This window comes from Aquibacillus rhizosphaerae (assembly GCF_030282825.1).
GTDB lineage: Bacteria > Bacillota > Bacilli > Bacillales > Amphibacillaceae > Aquibacillus_C > Aquibacillus_C rhizosphaerae.
The window spans coordinates 1-19014 of record NZ_JASTZU010000016.1 but is presented as its reverse complement, the minus strand read 5'-3'; the positions used below and the strand labels follow the sequence as shown (position 1 = coordinate 19014).

The 19014-nt window shown below is 34.2% G+C and carries 25 protein-coding genes; 8 read left to right on the top strand and 17 right to left on the bottom strand.

The genetic code is table 11. The annotated features are described in order from the left end of the window. Positions 1-193: 193 nt before the first annotated feature. Both QQS35_RS03000 and QQS35_RS02995 read left to right on the top strand, forming a co-directional pair. Positions 194-748 carry a PadR family transcriptional regulator gene (locus QQS35_RS03000; RefSeq protein WP_285930294.1) on the top strand — a complete coding sequence of 185 codons (555 nt, stop codon included), beginning with the start codon at positions 194-196 and terminating at the stop codon, positions 746-748. A 2-nt stretch (positions 749-750) separates the two neighbouring features. Beyond that, positions 751-1227, top strand: coding sequence for a DUF4188 domain-containing protein (locus QQS35_RS02995; protein ID WP_285930293.1), 477 nt, complete (start codon positions 751-753; stop codon positions 1225-1227). 605 nt (positions 1228-1832) lie between these two features. Here QQS35_RS02995 and QQS35_RS02990 read toward each other — a convergent pair. Together QQS35_RS02990 and QQS35_RS02985 are read right to left on the bottom strand one after the other, a co-directional pair. Continuing rightward, entirely contained in the window at positions 1833-2696 is an 864-nt protein-coding gene (locus QQS35_RS02990; RefSeq protein ID WP_285930292.1) for a hypothetical protein, read from the bottom strand. Further along, the gene (locus QQS35_RS02985; RefSeq protein ID WP_285930291.1) at positions 2677-3600 is read right to left on the bottom strand and encodes a WD40/YVTN/BNR-like repeat-containing protein; all 924 of its coding nucleotides are present in this window, start codon (positions 3598-3600) and stop codon (positions 2677-2679) included. Before QQS35_RS02985 ends, QQS35_RS02990 begins: the two co-directional genes overlap by 20 nt. Positions 3601-3927: 327 nt before the next feature. Between QQS35_RS02985 and QQS35_RS02980 the strand changes: the two genes are divergently transcribed. Beyond that, positions 3928-4191, top strand: a complete 264-nt coding sequence (locus QQS35_RS02980) for a hypothetical protein (protein WP_285930290.1) — start codon at positions 3928-3930, stop codon at positions 4189-4191. A gap of 89 nt (positions 4192-4280) precedes the next feature. Here the strand turns inward: QQS35_RS02980 and QQS35_RS02975 are convergent, their stop codons facing one another. Then, positions 4281-4442, bottom strand: a complete 162-nt coding sequence (locus QQS35_RS02975) for a hypothetical protein (RefSeq protein ID WP_285930289.1) — start codon at positions 4440-4442, stop codon at positions 4281-4283. Positions 4443-4688: 246 nt separating this feature from the next. Between QQS35_RS02975 and QQS35_RS02970 the strand changes: the two genes are divergently transcribed. Continuing rightward, positions 4689-4847 (top strand): hypothetical protein, encoded by a 159-nt coding sequence (locus tag QQS35_RS02970; protein WP_285930288.1) that lies wholly within the window; start codon positions 4689-4691, stop codon positions 4845-4847. Between the two features lie 108 nt (positions 4848-4955). Here the strand turns inward: QQS35_RS02970 and QQS35_RS02965 are convergent, their stop codons facing one another. From QQS35_RS02965 to QQS35_RS02945, 6 genes are all read right to left on the bottom strand, one after another. Then, a complete protein-coding gene (locus tag QQS35_RS02965; RefSeq protein ID WP_285930287.1) occupies positions 4956-5153 on the bottom strand; it encodes a hypothetical protein in 198 nt (65 codons plus the stop codon). A 125-nt stretch (positions 5154-5278) separates the two neighbouring features. Next, positions 5279-6040 (bottom strand): NAD(P)-dependent alcohol dehydrogenase, encoded by a 762-nt coding sequence (locus QQS35_RS02960; RefSeq protein ID WP_331490635.1) that lies wholly within the window; start codon positions 6038-6040, stop codon positions 5279-5281. Further along, entirely contained in the window at positions 5991-6248 is a 258-nt protein-coding gene (locus tag QQS35_RS22795) for a hypothetical protein (protein ID WP_331490634.1), read from the bottom strand. The genes QQS35_RS02960 and QQS35_RS22795 overlap by 50 nt, the downstream gene beginning before the upstream one ends. 304 nt (positions 6249-6552) lie before the next feature. Then, positions 6553-6894, bottom strand: a complete 342-nt coding sequence (locus QQS35_RS02955; RefSeq protein WP_285930286.1) for a hypothetical protein — start codon at positions 6892-6894, stop codon at positions 6553-6555. Positions 6895-7364: 470 nt separating this feature from the next. Beyond that, positions 7365-7484 carry an HAD hydrolase-like protein gene (locus tag QQS35_RS02950; protein ID WP_285930377.1) on the bottom strand — a complete coding sequence of 40 codons (120 nt, stop codon included), beginning with the start codon at positions 7482-7484 and terminating at the stop codon, positions 7365-7367. A 230-nt stretch (positions 7485-7714) separates the two neighbouring features. After that, entirely contained in the window at positions 7715-8503 is a 789-nt protein-coding gene (locus QQS35_RS02945) for an SDR family NAD(P)-dependent oxidoreductase (RefSeq protein WP_285930285.1), read from the bottom strand. A 180-nt stretch (positions 8504-8683) separates the two neighbouring features. Here QQS35_RS02945 and QQS35_RS02940 point away from each other — a divergent pair, with 180 nt between their 5' ends. Beyond that, entirely contained in the window at positions 8684-9304 is a 621-nt protein-coding gene (locus tag QQS35_RS02940) for a TetR/AcrR family transcriptional regulator (protein ID WP_285930284.1), read from the top strand. Positions 9305-9541: 237 nt separating this feature from the next. Here the strand turns inward: QQS35_RS02940 and QQS35_RS02935 are convergent, their stop codons facing one another. The 5 genes from QQS35_RS02935 to QQS35_RS02910 all read right to left on the bottom strand — a co-directional run bounded on the left by QQS35_RS02935 (position 9542) and on the right by QQS35_RS02910 (position 12784). Next, complete coding sequence (locus QQS35_RS02935; RefSeq protein ID WP_285930283.1) at positions 9542-9862, bottom strand: putative quinol monooxygenase; 321 nt, start codon at positions 9860-9862, stop codon at positions 9542-9544. 141 nt (positions 9863-10003) lie between these two features. After that, positions 10004-10165 (bottom strand): hypothetical protein, encoded by a 162-nt coding sequence (locus QQS35_RS02930; protein ID WP_285930282.1) that lies wholly within the window; start codon positions 10163-10165, stop codon positions 10004-10006. Between the two features lie 418 nt (positions 10166-10583). Then, positions 10584-11087 carry a GNAT family N-acetyltransferase gene (locus QQS35_RS02920; RefSeq protein WP_285930280.1) on the bottom strand — a complete coding sequence of 168 codons (504 nt, stop codon included), beginning with the start codon at positions 11085-11087 and terminating at the stop codon, positions 10584-10586. A gap of 123 nt (positions 11088-11210) precedes the next feature. After that, a complete protein-coding gene (locus QQS35_RS02915; protein ID WP_285930376.1) occupies positions 11211-11999 on the bottom strand; it encodes a lipid II flippase Amj family protein in 789 nt (262 codons plus the stop codon). Positions 12000-12175: 176 nt separating this feature from the next. Beyond that, positions 12176-12784 carry a lysozyme inhibitor LprI family protein gene (locus tag QQS35_RS02910; protein WP_285930279.1) on the bottom strand — a complete coding sequence of 203 codons (609 nt, stop codon included), beginning with the start codon at positions 12782-12784 and terminating at the stop codon, positions 12176-12178. A 295-nt stretch (positions 12785-13079) separates the two neighbouring features. On the opposite strand from QQS35_RS02910, the gene QQS35_RS02905 reads away from it, so the two are divergent. Both QQS35_RS02905 and QQS35_RS02900 read left to right on the top strand, forming a co-directional pair. Further along, positions 13080-13367, top strand: a complete 288-nt coding sequence (locus QQS35_RS02905; RefSeq protein WP_285930278.1) for a hypothetical protein — start codon at positions 13080-13082, stop codon at positions 13365-13367. Positions 13368-13971: 604 nt separating this feature from the next. Beyond that, positions 13972-14289 (top strand): hypothetical protein, encoded by a 318-nt coding sequence (locus QQS35_RS02900; protein ID WP_285930277.1) that lies wholly within the window; start codon positions 13972-13974, stop codon positions 14287-14289. Between the two features lie 296 nt (positions 14290-14585). On the opposite strand, the gene QQS35_RS02895 is transcribed toward QQS35_RS02900, so the two are convergent. The 3 genes from QQS35_RS02895 to QQS35_RS02885 all read right to left on the bottom strand — a co-directional run bounded on the left by QQS35_RS02895 (position 14586) and on the right by QQS35_RS02885 (position 18238). Beyond that, entirely contained in the window at positions 14586-16364 is a 1779-nt protein-coding gene (locus QQS35_RS02895; protein ID WP_407933937.1) for an ABC transporter ATP-binding protein, read from the bottom strand. Then, the gene (locus QQS35_RS02890) at positions 16345-17121 is read right to left on the bottom strand and encodes a MerR family transcriptional regulator (RefSeq protein ID WP_285930273.1); all 777 of its coding nucleotides are present in this window, start codon (positions 17119-17121) and stop codon (positions 16345-16347) included. The genes QQS35_RS02895 and QQS35_RS02890 overlap by 20 nt, the downstream gene beginning before the upstream one ends. A 745-nt stretch (positions 17122-17866) precedes the next feature. After that, complete coding sequence (locus QQS35_RS02885) at positions 17867-18238, bottom strand: alpha/beta fold hydrolase (protein WP_285930272.1); 372 nt, start codon at positions 18236-18238, stop codon at positions 17867-17869. A 513-nt stretch (positions 18239-18751) separates the two neighbouring features. On the opposite strand from QQS35_RS02885, the gene QQS35_RS02880 reads away from it, so the two are divergent. Further along, positions 18752-19014: hypothetical protein (locus tag QQS35_RS02880; protein WP_285930271.1), on the top strand; the 263-nt coding region annotated here is incomplete at its 3' end.

Below are 19014 nucleotides of genomic sequence, written 5' to 3'. Positions count from 1 at the left end.
TTTTTAACTCTTCTACCAGTCACTTTAAAAACAATACTTATATGCTCTTCATTAATTTTAACATAAAATCACAATTACCTTCTTGCTCTATGAAAAATCACCATGGCAATTGTTAAGAATCCTTTATATTTTTGAGAAAATGACATATAATGTATCTAAATGATATATATCTTATTGATAGGTGTTGAGACAATTGAAAAATTATAACCATACTACATATGCAATATTAGGAATATTAACTACGGAATGTAAATCGGGATATGCAATTAAAAAATTCATCGATAATAGCTTAAATCATTTCTGGAAAATCAGTTATGGACAAATTTATCCTACCTTAAAATCACTTGTCCAAGAAGGATTAGCTGATGTTTATACCTCATCAAGTGAAGGAAAGCAGGATAAGAATGAGTACCACCTGACTGAAAAAGGAATAGATACATTAAAGGAATGGTTAGGGCAGCCTGTAGAGCAATTACCTATAGAACGAAATGAAATTTTGCTTAAATTGTTTTTCAGCCGATTCCAGTCGTATGACCAGACTGCATTACTTTTAAATCAATATAAACAGAGATTAGAAAGCCGCCATCAGACGTATCTCGCAATTGAACAAAGTATTGTCTATCACAATAAGGACGACGAGGATGCCATGTACTGGTTATTTACGTTGGATTACGGAAAAAGTGTGACGATTTCTGCAATAGAATGGTGTAAACGTACACTTGGAAAGTTACAAAAAAAGGAGGATTAGCGATGACTACCAACATTAATACTGGGCGTTATACGACTGAAAACACAGAGGATATCGTTGTCTTCATCATTGGCATGCGAATCAACAAACGACTTGCTGTTCACAAATGGTTACCCGTATTTAGTGCTATGCCAGGCATGATTAAGGAACTATATGTAAATAAAGACGAATTAGGATTCATATCAATGGAGAGTTATTTTGGACTAAGAACAACTGCAATGATTCAATATTGGCGTTCAACCGAAGAACTTATTGCCTATGCAAAAGGTAACAAGCACTTGGCGGCATGGAAAAATTTCAATAAGAAGGTCGGTAACAATGATGCTGTAGGGATTTATCATGAAACGTATCATGTGAGAAAAGGAGAATATGAATCTGTTTATGCCAACATGCCTACCTATGGTTTAGGAAAAACACAAACACCACGATCCATTACACCTAAAACTAACTCTGCTAAGAAACGACTTACTTCCTATTGATTTATCAGACGAATTAGCAAACAAAAAAACGAATAAAAGTTGTACTGGACCCCAAAAATTAATTGATAACTACTTTTGGGGTTCAGGTTTTTTTTGAATTGGTCAGTGTTCTCTTTCGGTATTTAGTTTTAGGTATTGAGTAGATGACTACTACTTTAAAAATGTTAACAGCTAATACAACACGTAGACAGTTAAAAAAGTTTAGTAGCTGACACCTTCTCTTAGTAGGTTTCTGCTGGATCTAGAAAACATAACTTTATTCATTTTGACCAAAAAAAGAGCCCTCACAACTGTGAGAACCCTTGTTCTGAGCATCTTTTACCAGGTGATCTTAACCACATATAAATAAACTATAGCCATAGCAGAATCCTTACCAACTAATCTCGTCTTCACCGCCATCCCCTTGTTGCTCTGTTTTCACTTGCAAGTGGTGATAGGCAATAGGTTTACGTATCTCCATTGTCATGCTTGGGAAGACTAGGCATAGATATAAGTATGAGAATACTAAACGACCGGTTTGAAAAAGTTGGGGAAGATTATACCTATCACCTGGTTTGTGTAGCTACTTTTGCTGTAAGTAGTTCTTTTATCAGGTTGTTCTACTATTACTGTTCACCCTCATAATCTAAAACCAACGGCTGACTCTCCTCCATCGTTGCTTTGTACAAAGTAATATTTCCAACAGTCGGTTTAGCTGCATCCGAATAGATCTTAAAATTTTCATTTAAACCTATCGTCCAAACGGCTTCGTTGTTTTTTTTCAAAACGATTGCGAGCGTACCAAACTGTTCGATGTTGTTCCATTCAAACAATTCGGTATGTCCATCTACTGTGATCGAGATTCCTAGCTGTTCAGTTTCTACCCGAGCATTATCCCCTTGCCATTTTCCTTGAATTTCGGCTTCTACATTATAATAAGACCTACCATTTTTACGGTCTCCATACGTACCGATAAATTGCTGAATCGTATTGTCTGCTGCTTGGTAGGTAAAGGCTGCTATATCATTTGCTAACCAATCAATCTTATAGTTGCCAGCTATCTCTAGTTCTAATCTATCATTTGGACGACTCAGAATACCGTAGTACGAGCGGTAATACATAGCCTCCCCGGTCTCTGTGTTTTGTTTAATGGCTAACACATGCTTGAAGTTTGGTGATATGCTTGTGATATTTTTCGTTTCCTGGTTACTCTCATAAAGGAGAACACCATTTATAATAATGAAGATAACCGCCAAACTCGAAACGATGATTTTCCAGCCTTTCTTCCATGTAAGCAAGAACATAAGGCCAAATAATAAAAAAATGAGAGATAATATATTGATGATATAAAAGATGCGATTATCTATATACTCCACTTGGTATCTTGGTTGGACAAGTAAATATCCTATTTGCAAACAAAAGAAACCAACTGCAAGCACAAATAGAATCCCACCAGTTATCTTCACCCATTTAGCCTTGTTCTGTTTCATGTGGCTCTACCTCCGTCGAAAACTCCCATGATTTCCCGTTGTCTTCTGAAATGAATTTCCCTTTTACCTTTCCTCCTTGATAATCACCATTTGGCCCTTGGTTCAACAAAACAGCTAAATGATCTCCCTCTTTCACTGGTGTTTCGGCTTGAACAAAAACTTGGTAATACTTAGATGGAATATTAAACATCGTCTGACTCCAAGTCTTTCCCCCATCTTGTGTCACGTATAAATCAGGCCTATCGGGATTAATTATTCCGTAGGATAAAAACCCTGTTTTTTCATCCACAAAACCTCCATCGGCAATTAATCTCAAGATTCCCGAATCAGCGGTTTTTTCCCAGGTTTGTCCCCCATCATGCGTTAGATAGGCAACCGAATATTCGGAAGACATGGTTTTATCACCGGAAATTATCACATAGCCAAACTGATCATTAACGAAGTCTAACTTTCTGAAGCGCATCGCAGGAAAACTTTCAGCAACCGTGCTGTCTTGCCACGTTTCTCCTTGATCAAGAGAATATTTGACTTGGACGCCAGCACCCTGATATAAGAATGCAGCACGATTCTCTGTCAGTACATAGCTATCATCAATCAGTTCTTGTTCATTCCCACTATATGCTCCAGCAAATAATGCATCTTTTAAAACTGGGACGTTAATCCAATCATTCCCATTATTGTAGGTAATGTTTAATTCATCATTTTGAAGCGTATAACTTACCTGGTTCGTATTTACAGGCTGTAAGTCTTCTGGTTGAGGTTGTTCTTGATTATTATATTCTTCCTGTTGATTTTTCTGTGTTAAGTGTGGTGGTGTGATATCAATCGGATTTTGGTTATAAATAATTGTGATAATTAATCCAATGAAAATAGTTATCGAAATTGTAATGATTGTTTTTTTCATACAAAGGACTCCCGTAAATTAATCGTAACTTTTATATAATAAAAAGAATTATGTATTACATATCCCTCTTTTCTGGTGGTTCTTGCTGATACTTGATTTGTAGATTCATTAACATTCGTGTTTTTGCTAGCTTAACCATTTTTGAATTTATATCCTATGTATTTCATGTTGTTTTCCAGTTTGAGGAATTATTATTTTAACTTCTTTCTCTAATAATTTTTCTTTCCATACATTATACTAGAATTCGAGTATTATTACTTGGTAAATCAAACCATTTTTTGTTATTTTATAGTAAAATAATCTAGCATTAATGAAGGGTGAACAAAAGTGGAAATATGGAAAGTTATGTTACTTTTGGCTTTTATCTTATTTCTTTTAGCAAGGATTATACAAATATATAATAATGAAACGACGGAAAAGCGTTATGAGATAAAAATGAAAATGCGAAACCCGTTATTTATATTAAGTAAAGGGTTGATTGGTTTTGTTTTTATGGGAATTGTTGATCAGAGGGAAAATAAATCTGGTGGGTATGTAATTGTTCTCGTTGCAGTATCTTTTATATTTATTTTTCTATTTTTGTTGTGTTAATATACTCCTCCATGGTAAGAATATGGATTGACTTTTATTTAAATGATGATGTTAATTAGATAATACACGCATATAATTTTAGAGCAAAATCAGTTCGTCCATGACTGCGCAATCATTTCCTTTGACTCCGAAACAGAGTAGCCGAAACCCATTAACCGATCAAGTGTCCTTTTTGTACATTTTGGGTCATTATCATTTAATTGATTTTCAACCACTTCAAGTAAACTTGCTTTAAGTCGATAGTTAACCAACTTATTTCTCCCCTTACCTTTTAAAAAATTTCATTAATTTTCGCTTTACTTCATACAAATTTTACCTTAGATTTTATTTCCTATTATTTTATATTATTCTATAAAAACTGTCCAATTGATTCAGCAAGTGACTAGTTCTTGATGTAAGAGAAGAGAAAACGGATTATAATTGTGAAAATCAATAAATTTTATTGGATATGTTCACCGATGACGTAAACAATAAGTGTGTAAAAAAAGGAGGATTCCATGCAAAGCAATAGAAAAACGAATGATACCGAGGATTTAGTAATGAAGCCCCAATTTGCTGGAACAGATCCACAAAAAGTAAAACAACAAATTCAAAAAGACATTAAAAACGGGGAAGGTTCAATGACTTCCCGCGAGGCTGGAGGACTGCGAGACTAAACCACGTTAACTTTGAGAAATTAGAGGCTTTTTTTAGATTAAAAGTTGTTTGAGGAAACCCATATAATAAACCCCCAATTGTTAGATTTCTATCAATTGGGGTTACGATTATAGATGATCTGTATCAATTCTTGGAGATTCGGGTTCAAGAGCAGCAGATTCACGGGCATTTTCGTTATGTCGTTTATCAATTTCAGTATCTATGGAAGCTTGATTGTCTAAGCCCTCTTCATTTTCCGTTGTGTCATATTGATCAGAACTGGTAAAACGTCTATTTTCATCTATTCTTTTATTTTGCTTTGCCATGTGCTGACACCTCCTACTACTAGTATTCCCCAATGGTTTAAGAATATTATACTTTGGAATCTAGTTCTTATTGTATTCATCAGTATACCTATAGCTTGATATCGAATAGCAAGCAAAGTTTATTACTATTTTATAGTGATAGCATTTTTACCTTTCACATGTCCTTGATCTATATGTTTAAAAGCTTCAGGTACCTCTTCTAACGTATAACTTTTATCCATAACTGGTTGTATTTCACCTGCTTCAAGAAGCTCTTTCAGAAAAACTAAATCCTCCTTTTTTGGTCTTTGCAAAAGGTTACACAGCTTCTTGTTACCAAACCTTGACATCCATGGGCCTAGTAACAACGCTTGGGTCATCTGTTTTCCGGATCCACCAACCATCACATACGTTCCATTTGCGGTTAACGCTTGCTTATATTTTGAAATAGGATGATAGCCGTTAACAGCGACAATCAAATCATATTTTTTACTACTTTGAGTGAAATCCTCTTTTGTATGGTCAATCACATAATCTGTTCCAACTGACCTCACTAAGTCTATATTTCTAGTACTACATACACTTGTTACTTCAGCACCAAAGCTTTTGGCAATTTGGATGGCAAAGATGCCTACCCCGCCAGAAGCACCATTAATTAAGACTTTTTGTCTCGCTTGGATTTTTCCTTTATCTCGCAAACCTTGTAACGCAGTGACTGCAGCGGTTGGTACAATAGCTGCTTCCTCATAGGTAAGATTCATTGGTTTTGGTGCTAAATATTCTTCAGGCACTGATACATATTCTGCAAAAGCTCCAAACCCACTTTCCGCTGAATCTCCAAACACATCATCACCAGGTTTAAAGTGCTTTACGTCTTTCCCAACTCTCCACTTGACCTGCGATATCACTACCCTGTATGGAATGTTTGAATTTTAGCAGACCATACGCGAATCGAGCTAAAAAGGGTTTTCCTTGTAAAAGTAGCAAGTTTCCATAATTCATCGAACTGGCGTGAACTCTTACTAATACTTGATTTACCTTAGGCACTGGTTTTTCGACCTCTTTTAGTTGAAGCACATCTGGATTACCATATTTGTCGTAGACCATTGCTTTCATTCCATGTCCTCCCTTTTAAATTCAAAATCTTATTAGATTACCATCAATCCGTCCCATTAAGAGTTCTCTTATCATCATAAAACTTAAAAATAATAATTTTCATCGAATAAAGTAAATGAAGATTGAGATTCAACCAAGTATAATGCATGTAATTTAAGAAAAAATTGGGTTTCAGAAAACAAGACAATTTATCAGCGAAAGGTGCTTGTCATTTCTCGAAATATGTCGAAGTTGACAAAAAACGAGAAATAACAAGCACCACACATATTACGTATTACATTCCATATTACAGATAAGCATCCATTCAACTTGATGTTTGTTTTTTAACTACCCACATTTTGTATAAACCAACAACTAAAATTGTAATAGCAATTAGTTCAATTGTTTTAGGTATTAAAGCAAGTAGTGACACTACTTCCCCTCCTGTCATACCAGTTGGATCAGAACTATTCACTACGTGATTAATTATAATTGGATTAATTATAAACAGGGCAATATACAAATATACTTGGTTAAATAGTAACAGTAAAAAGGCATAGAAACCTGCTTTAAAAGAGTGTATCTTGGATTGTATAAGTCCTAAAATAAGTACACAGATAAACAAACCAATAATAAATAAATTTAAGAAAGGAATTATCCCCTTCAACCCCCTCTAAGTCAGAATTATAATAAAAAAATCAGCCAACTTAATTATTGAAGTATCGCTACCTTTAGTAGAAAGTACTTTATTCTTTATGGTAAGTTGGCACCAACAGCAAACTTGCTTTTGTATCTTATTCAAAAAAACTAACATTTAGTACAGTTTGCAATAGGCAGTTGCTAATTCAACCACTCTTTTTCCATTTGGATTTATTACACTTCCAAGTGTTGAACGATCTTCGAATAACCGAGAATAAGTCCTTATAAAAAGGTGCCTAGTATAAAATAGATAGTCTCACAGAATATTTGCTAATTACCTAGCAGATGGACTGTTATTTATTGTACTCTCTTACAGTTTTTAGCTAAAAAAGATAGTATTACTTAATTCATTTGACTATCCATAAGAATATCATTGAACTGATTAACAGATTTGACAATATATGTTGTGTTGCAACTACTTATTTCTTCAAGTGAACCCTAGCCATAAGTAACTCCAATGGAATCAATTCCCGTGTTCATTGCTCCAATAATATCGTGCTGTCTAGCTCCAATCATAATATATTCATAAGGTTCATGTTTATTATATTTGTCTAGTATCTATTGAATAACTTCTGTTTTTGACGCTCTCGTTCTATATAGGTTACTTCCTACAATAAGTTGAAAATACTGCTCAATCTTAAAATAAGTTGCGGTCATTTCAACAAAATATGTCACTATTGAGAAAATGAGAAGAACAGGCACTACAAGCACTCTACCCCCATGGTTATTTATCACTACCAAAATCTCCATCAAGTCACTTCTATCAAAAGTCCACCGTATTCTACAATCTACTTTTGAGCTGGCCGTATCAAATTGCTGACCGCTTGCAACATTACTTTTTTTGGAACAAAACGATTCATTTGAGAGACCAGGTAATTCATTCTCCCTGCAACCACATAAGAACGACTAGTTCCAAGCGAATGAAGTGCAACATCTACGACGTGCTTGGGATTATCTTTCTTTCCCACTACAGCATCATTCGTACCTACTGCATCAAAGAATCCTGTTTCTGTTGAGCCTGGACACAAGGTAAGAAATTGAACACCACGATTGCCATTTTCCTTCCATAGTGCTTGTGTAAATGAGAGTACAAAAGCCTTTGTTGCACCGTAAACAGCCATATAAGGATTGGGTTGGAAAGCCGCTGTAGAAGCCACATTAATGACTGCCCCACGACGATTTATCAGCATATCCGGTAAGAATAAATGAGTAAGCTCTACGAGGGCCATAACGTTAAGCATAATTTGATCTCGATTTCTGTCTAAGGACTGTTCCTCAAATAATCCATGTGTAGCGAAACCAGCATTATTTATTAATAAATCAACACGGTGTCCTCGATTGATACATTCTTGATAAACTTCTGTAGAAGCACCTGCTTGCGATAAATCAGAGACAATAACCTCCGTTTGAATTTTATATTTTTTCATAAGTTTTCGCGCAAGTTCATTAAGTTTCGATTCCGAGCGAGCTACTAAGATCAAGTGACTTCCTTTGGCTGCCAACTCATGAGCAAAAACTTCACCTATACCTGAGGAAGCGCCTGTAACCAGAGCCCATTTTTCATTAAAATTATTCATTCCATCAACCCTTTCAGTTTTTTATCGAGTTATAGAAACACTGTTTCTATATGGAATCATTGTATCCTATGTTGAAATTGATGTCTACCATTATTTGACTAGCCATGATTGTATACAGTATAGTACAAATGCGGAAACGTCGTTTCTTTCTAATCCGAATGATTTGAGGGTGACACCAAAATGGAGATCAAAACCTATTCAGAATCAAAACAACAGCATGCTGAAAGTCTTAAACAGACCATTGTAGAGGCTGCTGCTATCCTCTTACAAGAACAAGGGCCCGAGGCAGTCACTATTCGTAAGGTCGCCGAAAAAATGGAATGTTCGACCAAAATTATCTATAATTTATTTAACAATAAGGATGGTTTGATTAAACTTCTATATGTAGAAGGCTGTAATGTATTAGCAACATCCTTTCAATCAGTTAGCAAACAGGAAAAATTGGAAAACTATCTTCGAGCTCTATGTGAAGCCTATTGGGATTTCAGTCGCAACAATACGGGCTATTATCAATTGATGTTCGGGGGAGTATTTGGTGAGTTTAAACCAGAGGAAGAAAGTATACATGCTACAACTACAGCTTTGCAACAGTTCATTCAGGTTATTACAGAAGCAATTGAAGCAGGACTAATTATGGAGAAAGACCCCGTACAGGTTGTCCGTGTTATATGGGCATCGTTACACGGAGTGATCCACCTCTACCTTGGGGGGCACATCGAAAACTTAGAAACAACAAAAGCATTGTATGATAAATCAGTAACAAATTTAATTCGCACCTATATGCGAAGTTCTACTTGTTAATTATTGATTCAAAAACAGCTGATCCAGTAATTATTGGATCAGCTGTTTTTCCGTTTTATCGCCTCGATAGTATAACCAGTTTTATTTTAAGATATAGAAAGATATATGTTTCAACATTTCCTTTAACATAAAAGATAATTCTGGCGACAACTTCATCAAAAAGTATCTGTAATAGATAGATCAACACCTTTACAAATAGACATGTGATTCAACACCCTTATGAATAAGACCTGTTAGTTAATAAGAATTCGCTGAAATGCCCTTCCCACCTTTTGTTTTTAGCGTATTGATTCGTTCTATTCCGACAATGATAGGTTTGGCACGTTTTATTAGCGTTTGCGTAGCTTCGAGAGTTAAAGAGGCTTGATGTGCTTCTTCATCACTCCACACTTCATAAACATAAACAGAATTTGGTTCACTTTCAGAAATATTAACGAGATATATCTCGCATTCATCAAGGTTTTTCATTGATTCTGCTGCTTCCAACAATATATCTACCATTGTGTCACGTTCGCCTTCTTGTATCGTAAACTTACCAAACAAACTGAACTTGCTCATTATGGTCCTCCTTCATTTATGACCTATTCATTATTACTACATCCTACCTTCGTTATCCTTTATCCTTTTAGAAAACTTTAACTAGTTGTTATGAGTTGTAATAACATACTTCTTTATTGATTTATGTATTTCAATCCAAATCTATTTAGTAAATAACCACCATGCCAATAAAATTATACCCATTATTCCCCAAACAACAGATTGGATTCTAGAACTTTTCTTACTTTCCATATTTCTTGTGATTACAGCCAAAATAAGTCCTGTTAAAATATTTGCAATAGTTATCCAAAGTAATAACTCCAAATTGTATCCTCCTCAACTATGCTACTGTGTTATTTTCAAAGATCTCAAAACCTCTCTTGCAACCAGTTTGTTTAATAACTTCTATCCAAAATTCCTTTCCAAAAACAGTAGTAGATAACTACCTGCACAAAGATAAATTGCAACTTGAGTTATGATATAAACGGAAAGTTCAAATGAAGTTAGTTTTCTTTCTCTTTTAACTTTTTTAAAATATCTATAATAAAAGAATGAACATAGAAATAGTATTATGGCTGATATTTGGAAAATGGTTTCAAATAGACTAACCAAAGAATCCTCTCCTCATAGGAAAATTATTTAATTTTTATATAAAGTACTAAATCCTTCTAAGGAAAACTGTCAGCTAGTAGAATAGCTTGAGGTAAAATAAATCACAAGATTACTATTCAAGAAGTTCCATTTATATAGTGGCATATACATTTACGTCTTTTCCGTCTATAATAATTCTCTTATCAAACTTCATTTCTATTTTATTTGCAACTTTTTTAGAAGCCAAATTATCGGGTTGAATTAGTGAAATAAACCTTTGTGGATTAATTTGTTTAATTCCATATTCCAAAAGTGCCTTAGCTGACTCAGTTGCATACCCCTTTCCCCAATGTTCACGACATATCCAATAGCCTATTTCAATTTCCTCATTTCCTTCAATAATTTGCGGAACTAAACCAGCGTGACCAATTAGAGTATTATCTTCTTTATTAACTAAAACCATTAAACCCATATCTTCACCAACTTCATATGTACTGTATATCCATTTCAAAAATTCTTTACCACCGTTCTCATTCCTTGTCTTTCCTTTCCCTATAAATCTAACTACTTCAGGGTCTGATAATAAAGACATAAGAAAATCAAAATCATCGTTACTATATGGACGAAACAGCAGTCTTTCTGAGGTAAGTATCACATTCAACACCCTTCGAGTTTTATTATTATTCCTGAAATACTGCTATTTTACTTAGTAAGCATGCAACTACTTATACCTATAAGAAAACGTTGGCGTATTGTTCACTTCTTCCAAATTGGATAACTACACTATAAAATGGGTGAACCAGGAAATATACTTAGCGCCCGGAATGAATAACGCTTGTGCTAAGAGGGTACCTAATAGTCTTGATGTAACCATCATGATAGATGCATTTTTTAAATTGATATAGCTTCCTTTTTGGTTAATTACATCATCTGCAAGGATTGATATCTTAGGGTCGATGAAGACGATTAGTAAGATTGTAGCCACACCATTAATCAACCCTGACGCCATCACGGCTGTTGTTGCACGATCAGGTGTCAGTAATGCAGCATATAACGCAGATAACACTCCTATCGTATAAATTGCTGTAATCAACATATTTAACAAAAATAATTTAATAGGAATATCACGCCAGTTCATATCTTTTAAATAAGAGTACCTTGGTAAATGGATATGTTTTTTTGCACGCTTAAGATAAGCTATTGTAAATCCTTTTTTTAACAGGGCTGGAATTGAACCTCGTTCCTCCGACAAATGAACAATTGATCTAGAAAAAACAGCAATAAATGTCGGCAACAATAGTAGTCCAATAATTGTCCCTAATGTAGCGGAACCAATAAGGACTCGATATTGAATTGCAACGAATTCTAAAGCATTTTCTTCTGGTGCATTATCTATCAAACTTCCTGTAAAAGGCTGTTGCATCATATTTGCTAGCCTTGAAACCATTACCATCATATTAAATAAGGAAAGAGCTGAAGCTAATAGTTTCACTCTAGCTCCTGATAGACGTACTGAATATGCTAATGTTTCAATCGAATGGATGATTAAGATAAATAATGCAATCATTATTAGTTGTGTTGAAAAAAAATCCAAAGTTATTACCCACTTCATTTTTATTTAATTAAAACAAATCAACTATTATGAGATGAATTTTATTTCTCAAACTTTAAGTAACTCAATTTCTCATCTATGTAGTAAAGTATCAAAAGGGAAAAAGGTCACTTATTCATTGTTAGAAATAATTACAGATAATCTTCAACTAATTCAAAGCACCTTTTTTCCGTAAGATTTGCAAGTACAGCCACATATTCTAAGTGTTCTTGTGTACCACCTTTATATTTTAGGGAAGCTTCCAATGCACTATCATCTCTATGATCTATCCAATTCCGTTGTTCTTCTCTTATTGGGTCCATCTTTTCTGGTGGCAGTTGTTCCTTTAACTCTCCATAAATTTCATTCAACAATTGATCCCAAATATCGAATCTATCGTCTTCTACTTTTTTCAAAGCGTACGTCGAAGAATCTGGCGCCTCCAATTCTTCTGATTCTTTTTTTGCAGCATTTAACTTTTCTATATATTCATTTTTAGTAGACGGGGCCTCTTTTACGGGTTCATTGTTTGTTGTATCCTCTTTTTTGATTACATCGTTATTTTCTTGATCCATATTATCTGTATTAGCATTTTCCATATTTGAAGCATTCTCTGTGGAATCTGAATGAGAAGACTCATCATTTTGTGGTGCATTATCGCTCAACGTAACACTTGACTCGTCAGATGCGTCTCCACAAGCAACCAATAAAGCTACTATTACTGTTAACATTCCCAATAAAAATTTTCGATTATTTTTCATTACAGTACTAACCTTCTTTTCTTATAATTTTGTTTTTTAGATATATCCGTTTATCAACAATTCTGGTAGTTTATTTCAGTAGAATTATTATCATATTATATATTAACATAAAATCCCAATAATTTTGCACAAAAAAAGAGACGCCCAGACGACGACTCTCCTGGACCATGGAAACATATGAACTATTAAAAATTTGTTCTAAAAAATTGCAGTTATGACTCAAATAATATTTTATGGAATATTATGTTAAAATAATGATATAAATTCTGTAAGGAAAAAAGGAGGATTGATTTCAATGACTACTTTTGGATTTGTAACTATCGTTATCATTTTGTTAATTATACTATCAGCGGCGATAATCTTATTTGTAAAAACACCAACAAGCAAAGTTCGAACACATATGCTCGCGATAACACCTTTACTTTTAGGTGTTGCTTACATTTGGCTATTACCAGATGATCTTCTATATACAAATGACAGCACATCAACTTTCTTCAGTACTGTTATCCCTATTGGATGCATAGTCTTTTCTCTACCGTTAATTATTAAAGCAAAAAAAGAGATAAAAAATAAAGAGTATTAAAGAATGTTTATAGGGTATCATCAAGAGTTTACTAGTTTTATTTAAGGATGGTTTAACTAAGTAGTACCATTCCGGTGGAAACCATAACGTATAGCGCTCTAATTAGCAGACCAAATCGTATTTGATTTGGTCTCTTATTTTATATATATGACAGATTATTGGATATTAACGCTTGAGTTAGCATACAAAATCGCAACACAAATAACATAATAACAAAAGCTATTGTTAATGGGTTAATTACTATACTATTTGCTGTGTTGATCTTATTGACCTTGTTAACTGTAAATTTATGTTAAAATAAGTAATCATCCGTTGAAAAAAATTAAGAGTATTATGTTATTAGCAGAATAAGTAAAATAAATAAATACCTTTTAAATGAGATTCGTAGATCTATAAGAATACCATTAACAAGGAATTGTTTATATTTGATTTCACTATTTTACTGTGTATCTTGGGGGGAATGAAGGACTAATCAACTTATTTATTAAACTAGAGAAACAGGTTGTTGAAAAATATCGTTTAGCATGGTTAACAAAAATGAAAGTAGGCTAGAAAAATGTATTTACTTCTATTCACTATAATTTATTGTTTCATAATAAGGGTTTTGAATGTAGACTATGGACCCGCTCTAGGAATGTATATAATAGGTCTAGGACTTGTAAAAGGATATCGTAGTGAGGAATTAACAGATGTTTTTAATTTCAAAAAAACTAAAGATTTGTATAAAAAAATTAACTTTAAAGATTCTTTAATGGAGTATCTGTCTCTGTTCTTAGTATTTTTAAATTCACTTTTAATTGGTAATACATCGTACACTGCGTTTGAATACATTTGGGTTTTCTTTCTTGTTGCAACTGTACACCGCTTTTTATTTTGGGGAATAACACGAGCAATAAGAATCGGAACTAACTTTACGATATAAAAGCCAATGTTCAAAAATATGGTGCGTTAACACAATAAGTTAAAGTGAATTTTCATAATATAAACTAATAAAAAGTAGGTAAGGTTATGGAAATAAAGAGTTAATACAAAAGTTTGCGTCCTTGTTAGACAAAAGCCATTAAGTCAACGTATAAAGATACTCTCCATGTAAATCAAGCAATTTTAATAAACACCGTTTTCATTCAGAAAATTAACCAAAACAGGCACTTAAATGAAAACGGATTTATAATTACTAATGACACAATCCACGGTTATTATATTATATTAATAATTTTTTCATTGAGAAACCTTTCTATTTTCTTGGTAATCTATATTTCCACCATGAAGCTGTTGTTTTGATAGTTTTTGGTATAGTTCGTGTCGTGTCAACAACTCATGATGTGTGCCAACACCTGTGATTTTTCCGTCATCTATCAATACAATTTGCTCTGCGTCTACAACCGTTGATAATCGGTGCGCAATAACAAGTGTCGTTCTACCCTTCATTAGGTGTTGAAGTGCTTGCTGGACAAGGCGTTCTGATGCACTGTCCAAGTTAGAGGTTGCTTCATCTAATAAAAGAATCTTGGGATCACGTATTAACGCTCGTGCAATTGCAATCCGTTGCCTTTGTCCACCAGATAGCTTGATTCCCCTTTCTCCAACTTCCGTGTCATATCCATTTGGGAGACGGTTAATAAATTCCGAAGCATTGGCGAGCTCTGCTGCTGCTTTCACTTCTTTTTCTGAGACATCACTTTCCATTCCGTACATAATATTTTCTCGAATCGTTCCTGACATTAGTGGACTTTCCTGAGATACATAGCTGAATTGACTACGCCATGACTTCAAATGAAAATCTTGTATATTCTGATCTCCTAGAAAAATTCCTCCTGAATTTGGAGTGTAAAATCTTTCAAGTAAGGCAAATAATGTTGTTTTCCCACTCCCGCTCGGTCCAACAAATGCTGTGGCTTTCCCACTAGAAATGGTTAATGTCATGTTATTCAAAACGATGTCTTCTTTTTTATATCCAAAGGAAACGTTTTTAAAATAAATATCTTGCGGAGGGTTTTGAATTTCAAGGCCTCCATCGTTAGGTTCTGTATCCGAGGCCAACATCTGCTGAACTCGCTCTGCTCCCCCCATCGCCTTTTGAAATGCTGTGAAAAAGCCCGCCATTTGGCTGAAGGGAACTACAATTTGAAACATATAAATAATAATAGCGACAAGAGATCCGGCTGATAAAGCACCAGATGCGACGCGCACACCGCCATAACCAATCAGTAAAACAAGAACAAGCATCATCGTAAACGACATTAAAGGTGTAACAATTGCAAGAATGCGTGCTTCCTTTAACCCATATTGAAACAATTGGGTAATACGCTGATTTCCTTTCTTTTGTTCCGTTTTCTCAGCAACAAATGATTTTACAAGTCGAACATCAGACAATACTCTACCTAAGTTTGCAGAAAAACCAGCCATCTCGTCTTGCATTAGCTTAGATACTTTATACATTTTTTGCCCTAGAGGCATGATGATAGCTATAGAAACTGGGACAGCAATAAGCATGATTAATGTCATTTTCCAATCAATCACAAGGAGAATGACAACTGACCCAATGATTGTGATTACTCCAGCTATAAAGGTGATTAAGTGTTGCGTAATTAACGTTTTGATTGTGTTTGTATCCTGAGTAATCCGACTCATCGTATCCCCTGATTCATGTTGGTCAAAAAAAGGAATTGGGGAATGAAGCACATGCTTCCAAAGTCTTTGTCGAATAGAAGCCACAATGGATTCGCCAAGATATGTCATAAAATAATAAGAAAATCCTGACGATATGGTTTGAACAATAAATGCACACACTAACAAAAGAATGACTGATAATTCTAAGGTGGACTGGGAGAGCTGATCCACCAGTGTCTTTGTAAATAGAGGCACAATTAGGCCAGCTCCTGTTTCCATTAAGCTAAGAATAACAGCAACAGTTAATATTTTGACTGGTGGTTTTGATTCTTTAATCAAACGCCAAAAAGTATGCATATGATCCACTTTAAGACTCTTTTGTTCCATCTTCATTGTTTAAGTGCACCCCTTTCCTTTTTAAATAGGTGTCTAAGGCATTCGCCATCCACTCCTCTTCTTCAGCTGTGAAAGGCGAATGGAATAACCATATTTCATCCTCTACTTCTTTGTCAGAAATTTCTTGAACAAAAGCAAGATCATCTCCTGTTAAATCATTTACAAGAGACATCATGTCACCAATAAGTACTTGAACACGATCATCTTCATGATCGAGGTCTGCTAGTTTTTTTAATTCAGTTGATAGTTCCACCCACTTTTTTTCTAATTCCAACTGTTCATTTTCAGGAAGACTATATATTTCTTCTACTAGGTCTTTGTCTATATAACCTTTTAACCATTCCTTTTGCTCATTTTCCATTTGAATCGTGTTGATAAGTGTAATGAAGACAGATGGCTCTATTTCATTACGATCTTCTACTATATGAAGGGCACGATCTAATGCCTTAATCACATTCTCAATCTGTTCTTTCTTTTGAACCATCTCATTTCTTTGAAACGAAAGTGAATGCATTAAGTCCCAAGTCTTCTTTTGAAAAAATTCTTTAATCTGTTCCAATGAATAACCCAAAAATTTTAATGCGAGGATTCTTTGTAAAGTAATAAAATCTTTATCTGTATAATATCGCCTGCCTTTTTCTGAAACATACGAAGGTTTTAACAGCCCTAATTCATCATAATAATGCAACGTTCGGATTGTTGTCGCCGTTTTCTTGGAAAACTCTCCAATTGAATAATTCTCTCCCATAAATGATCCCTCCACCTAAGATTCTATACTTATCATAAATCCTCACGTAACGTGAGAAGCAAGTACAAATTTGATTTAGTTTAGTTTTTTAACAACTATTATTTCACTATGGGGTTGCACACTTTCAGTTATCCTCTAATTATCAAGCATTGCACAGGCTGATTTAATACTGACTAACAATAATCGAGTATATACTCATTGTAAAATGCATCTGTTATAAGAAAATAGTTTGACCGTCATTTAAAATTGAAACTGTTTCTGCTCAAATAACTGACACACTTAACTGGAAATTATCATCCCCATTTTATAGTGAATTGCAGCCTCTAATATCAAGACGTCTGTTAATCATAGTGCTGATTTTTATACGGTGAAGGAGCATAACAAAAAGCCAAAATATCATTTTAATGAATTAAAAAATGTATATTTTGACTCTTCTTAGATATTAGAGTTATTGAACTAACGCTGTTTAGTTCAATAAGAAGTTTTAACTATTAACCCTATTAATAAACTTTTCTAATATTTTCGTATATATATCTGGTTGTTCAGAATGCACTAAGTGTGATGCGAAAGGAATAATAGAAACGTGAACATCATCTTTTATTGAAGGGTAAAATAATGCACCTTGGGTTTCAGATTTCTTCCCCTCACCAACCATAAATAGAACAGGAGAAGTAATACCTTCCAAATCTTTTGTAATTTCAAATGGATACCAATTTTCATCCTTTGCAATCTCAAGGGATTGTTTCTAATTTGACTTATGTAAATTATTAAAGTAATCAACAATTTCTTCATTCTTCATTAACTGCTCTTGACGTTCCATATCCTGCTTGTGTAGTTCTAACCAATTATTTGGTTTTTCGAACATAACACCTGAAATAGTCAGACTCTTAGTTTTTTTAGTAAATCTTTTTACAAAAGACAATCCCACTAAAGCTCCTAATGAACATCCTACAATATGGGCAGAATCCACCTCTAAATTGTTAAGAGTATCTGCTATATCCTCGGCTGAATCTTCAAAGAAATTGGTCAGGTCATCTGTTATTGACTCTCCGTGACCACGTAAATCAGGTAGAATAACTTTATATATATCTTTAAAGTAATCTCTCTGATTTTCCAAATCAGTTAAACCAGTTTGTAATCCAGTATGAAGAAATACAATTGGTTCTCTATCCCCAAAAACTCAGTATGCAAAATCATTTAATCCCTTCTCTCTTGTTTTCTTTTGCAAATTGTTCAATTCCCTTCTTTCATTATTTGCTTGGTTAGTGGAACAAGCACAACTTCGTTAATGTGCATAATCATTAATAAATATACATTTTACGTGATCATCGATAACGTAAAGACAAACAGTGGTTTCATAATCGTTAAGACCATCATACACACTTTTCTATAAAAAAGACTACCTTTTTCATAGTGAAATAGAGGTAGCTATCAATAAATTTTTCGAAATATGATTAATTTCTTTTTCGTTTGTAGGACAGGAAAATCGATTGAATGGTCATTTAAAGTTGCTAATTACTTCATACAGCTTTTCCATTGAACTAATTGAATAATCAGCAGCCTTAAAGACTACTTGGTTAGTTTCTTTGCTGACAACTCCCACAGCTAAAGCAGTGGGGTTCAAAAGTACTTGCAAGCTTCTCAAATGGCGCCCTTATCTTTCCTTTTTAGAAAGAGTTTCCGCCAAAGTACTGACATGCTTTTCCCTCAAACATTAACGGACGTATTGCGTATAGCAAGGCACTTCTCTCAACAAGCCTTAGAGACTCTTGATATGCTTTTCGTTCCGACTTTTATTGGACGTTGTCACGACCAAATAGGTTTGTTTTATGCGATAAACCAACGCAATGTTTTATTTGATGATTGTTTTAAACGTTCTACTTCATCATTATG

Excerpts from the sequence above, each read along its gene's own strand:
- QQS35_RS02995 (WP_285930293.1), top strand. The coding sequence starts at position 751 with ATGACTACCAACATTAATACTGGGCGTTATACGACTGAAAACACAGAG.
- QQS35_RS02990 (WP_285930292.1), bottom strand. The coding sequence starts at position 2,696 with ATGAAACAGAACAAGGCTAAATGGGTGAAGATAACTGGTGGGATTCTA.
- QQS35_RS02985 (WP_285930291.1), bottom strand. The coding sequence starts at position 3,600 with ATGAAAAAAACAATCATTACAATTTCGATAACTATTTTCATTGGATTA.
- QQS35_RS02970 (WP_285930288.1), top strand. The coding sequence starts at position 4,689 with ATGCAAAGCAATAGAAAAACGAATGATACCGAGGATTTAGTAATGAAG.
- QQS35_RS02965 (WP_285930287.1), bottom strand. The coding sequence starts at position 5,153 with ATGGCAAAGCAAAATAAAAGAATAGATGAAAATAGACGTTTTACCAGT.
- QQS35_RS22795 (WP_331490634.1), bottom strand. The coding sequence starts at position 6,248 with ATGAAAGCAATGGTCTACGACAAATATGGTAATCCAGATGTGCTTCAA.
- QQS35_RS02945 (WP_285930285.1), bottom strand. The coding sequence starts at position 8,503 with ATGAATAATTTTAATGAAAAATGGGCTCTGGTTACAGGCGCTTCCTCA.
- QQS35_RS02940 (WP_285930284.1), top strand. The coding sequence starts at position 8,684 with ATGGAGATCAAAACCTATTCAGAATCAAAACAACAGCATGCTGAAAGT.
- QQS35_RS02935 (WP_285930283.1), bottom strand. The coding sequence starts at position 9,862 with ATGAGCAAGTTCAGTTTGTTTGGTAAGTTTACGATACAAGAAGGCGAA.
- QQS35_RS02915 (WP_285930376.1), bottom strand. The coding sequence starts at position 11,999 with ATGATTGCATTATTTATCTTAATCATCCATTCGATTGAAACATTAGCA.
- QQS35_RS02910 (WP_285930279.1), bottom strand. The coding sequence starts at position 12,784 with ATGAAAAATAATCGAAAATTTTTATTGGGAATGTTAACAGTAATAGTA.
- QQS35_RS02905 (WP_285930278.1), top strand. The coding sequence starts at position 13,080 with ATGACTACTTTTGGATTTGTAACTATCGTTATCATTTTGTTAATTATA.
- QQS35_RS02895 (WP_407933937.1), bottom strand. The coding sequence starts at position 16,364 with ATGGAACAAAAGAGTCTTAAAGTGGATCATATGCATACTTTTTGGCGT.
- QQS35_RS02890 (WP_285930273.1), bottom strand. The coding sequence starts at position 17,121 with ATGGGAGAGAATTATTCAATTGGAGAGTTTTCCAAGAAAACGGCGACA.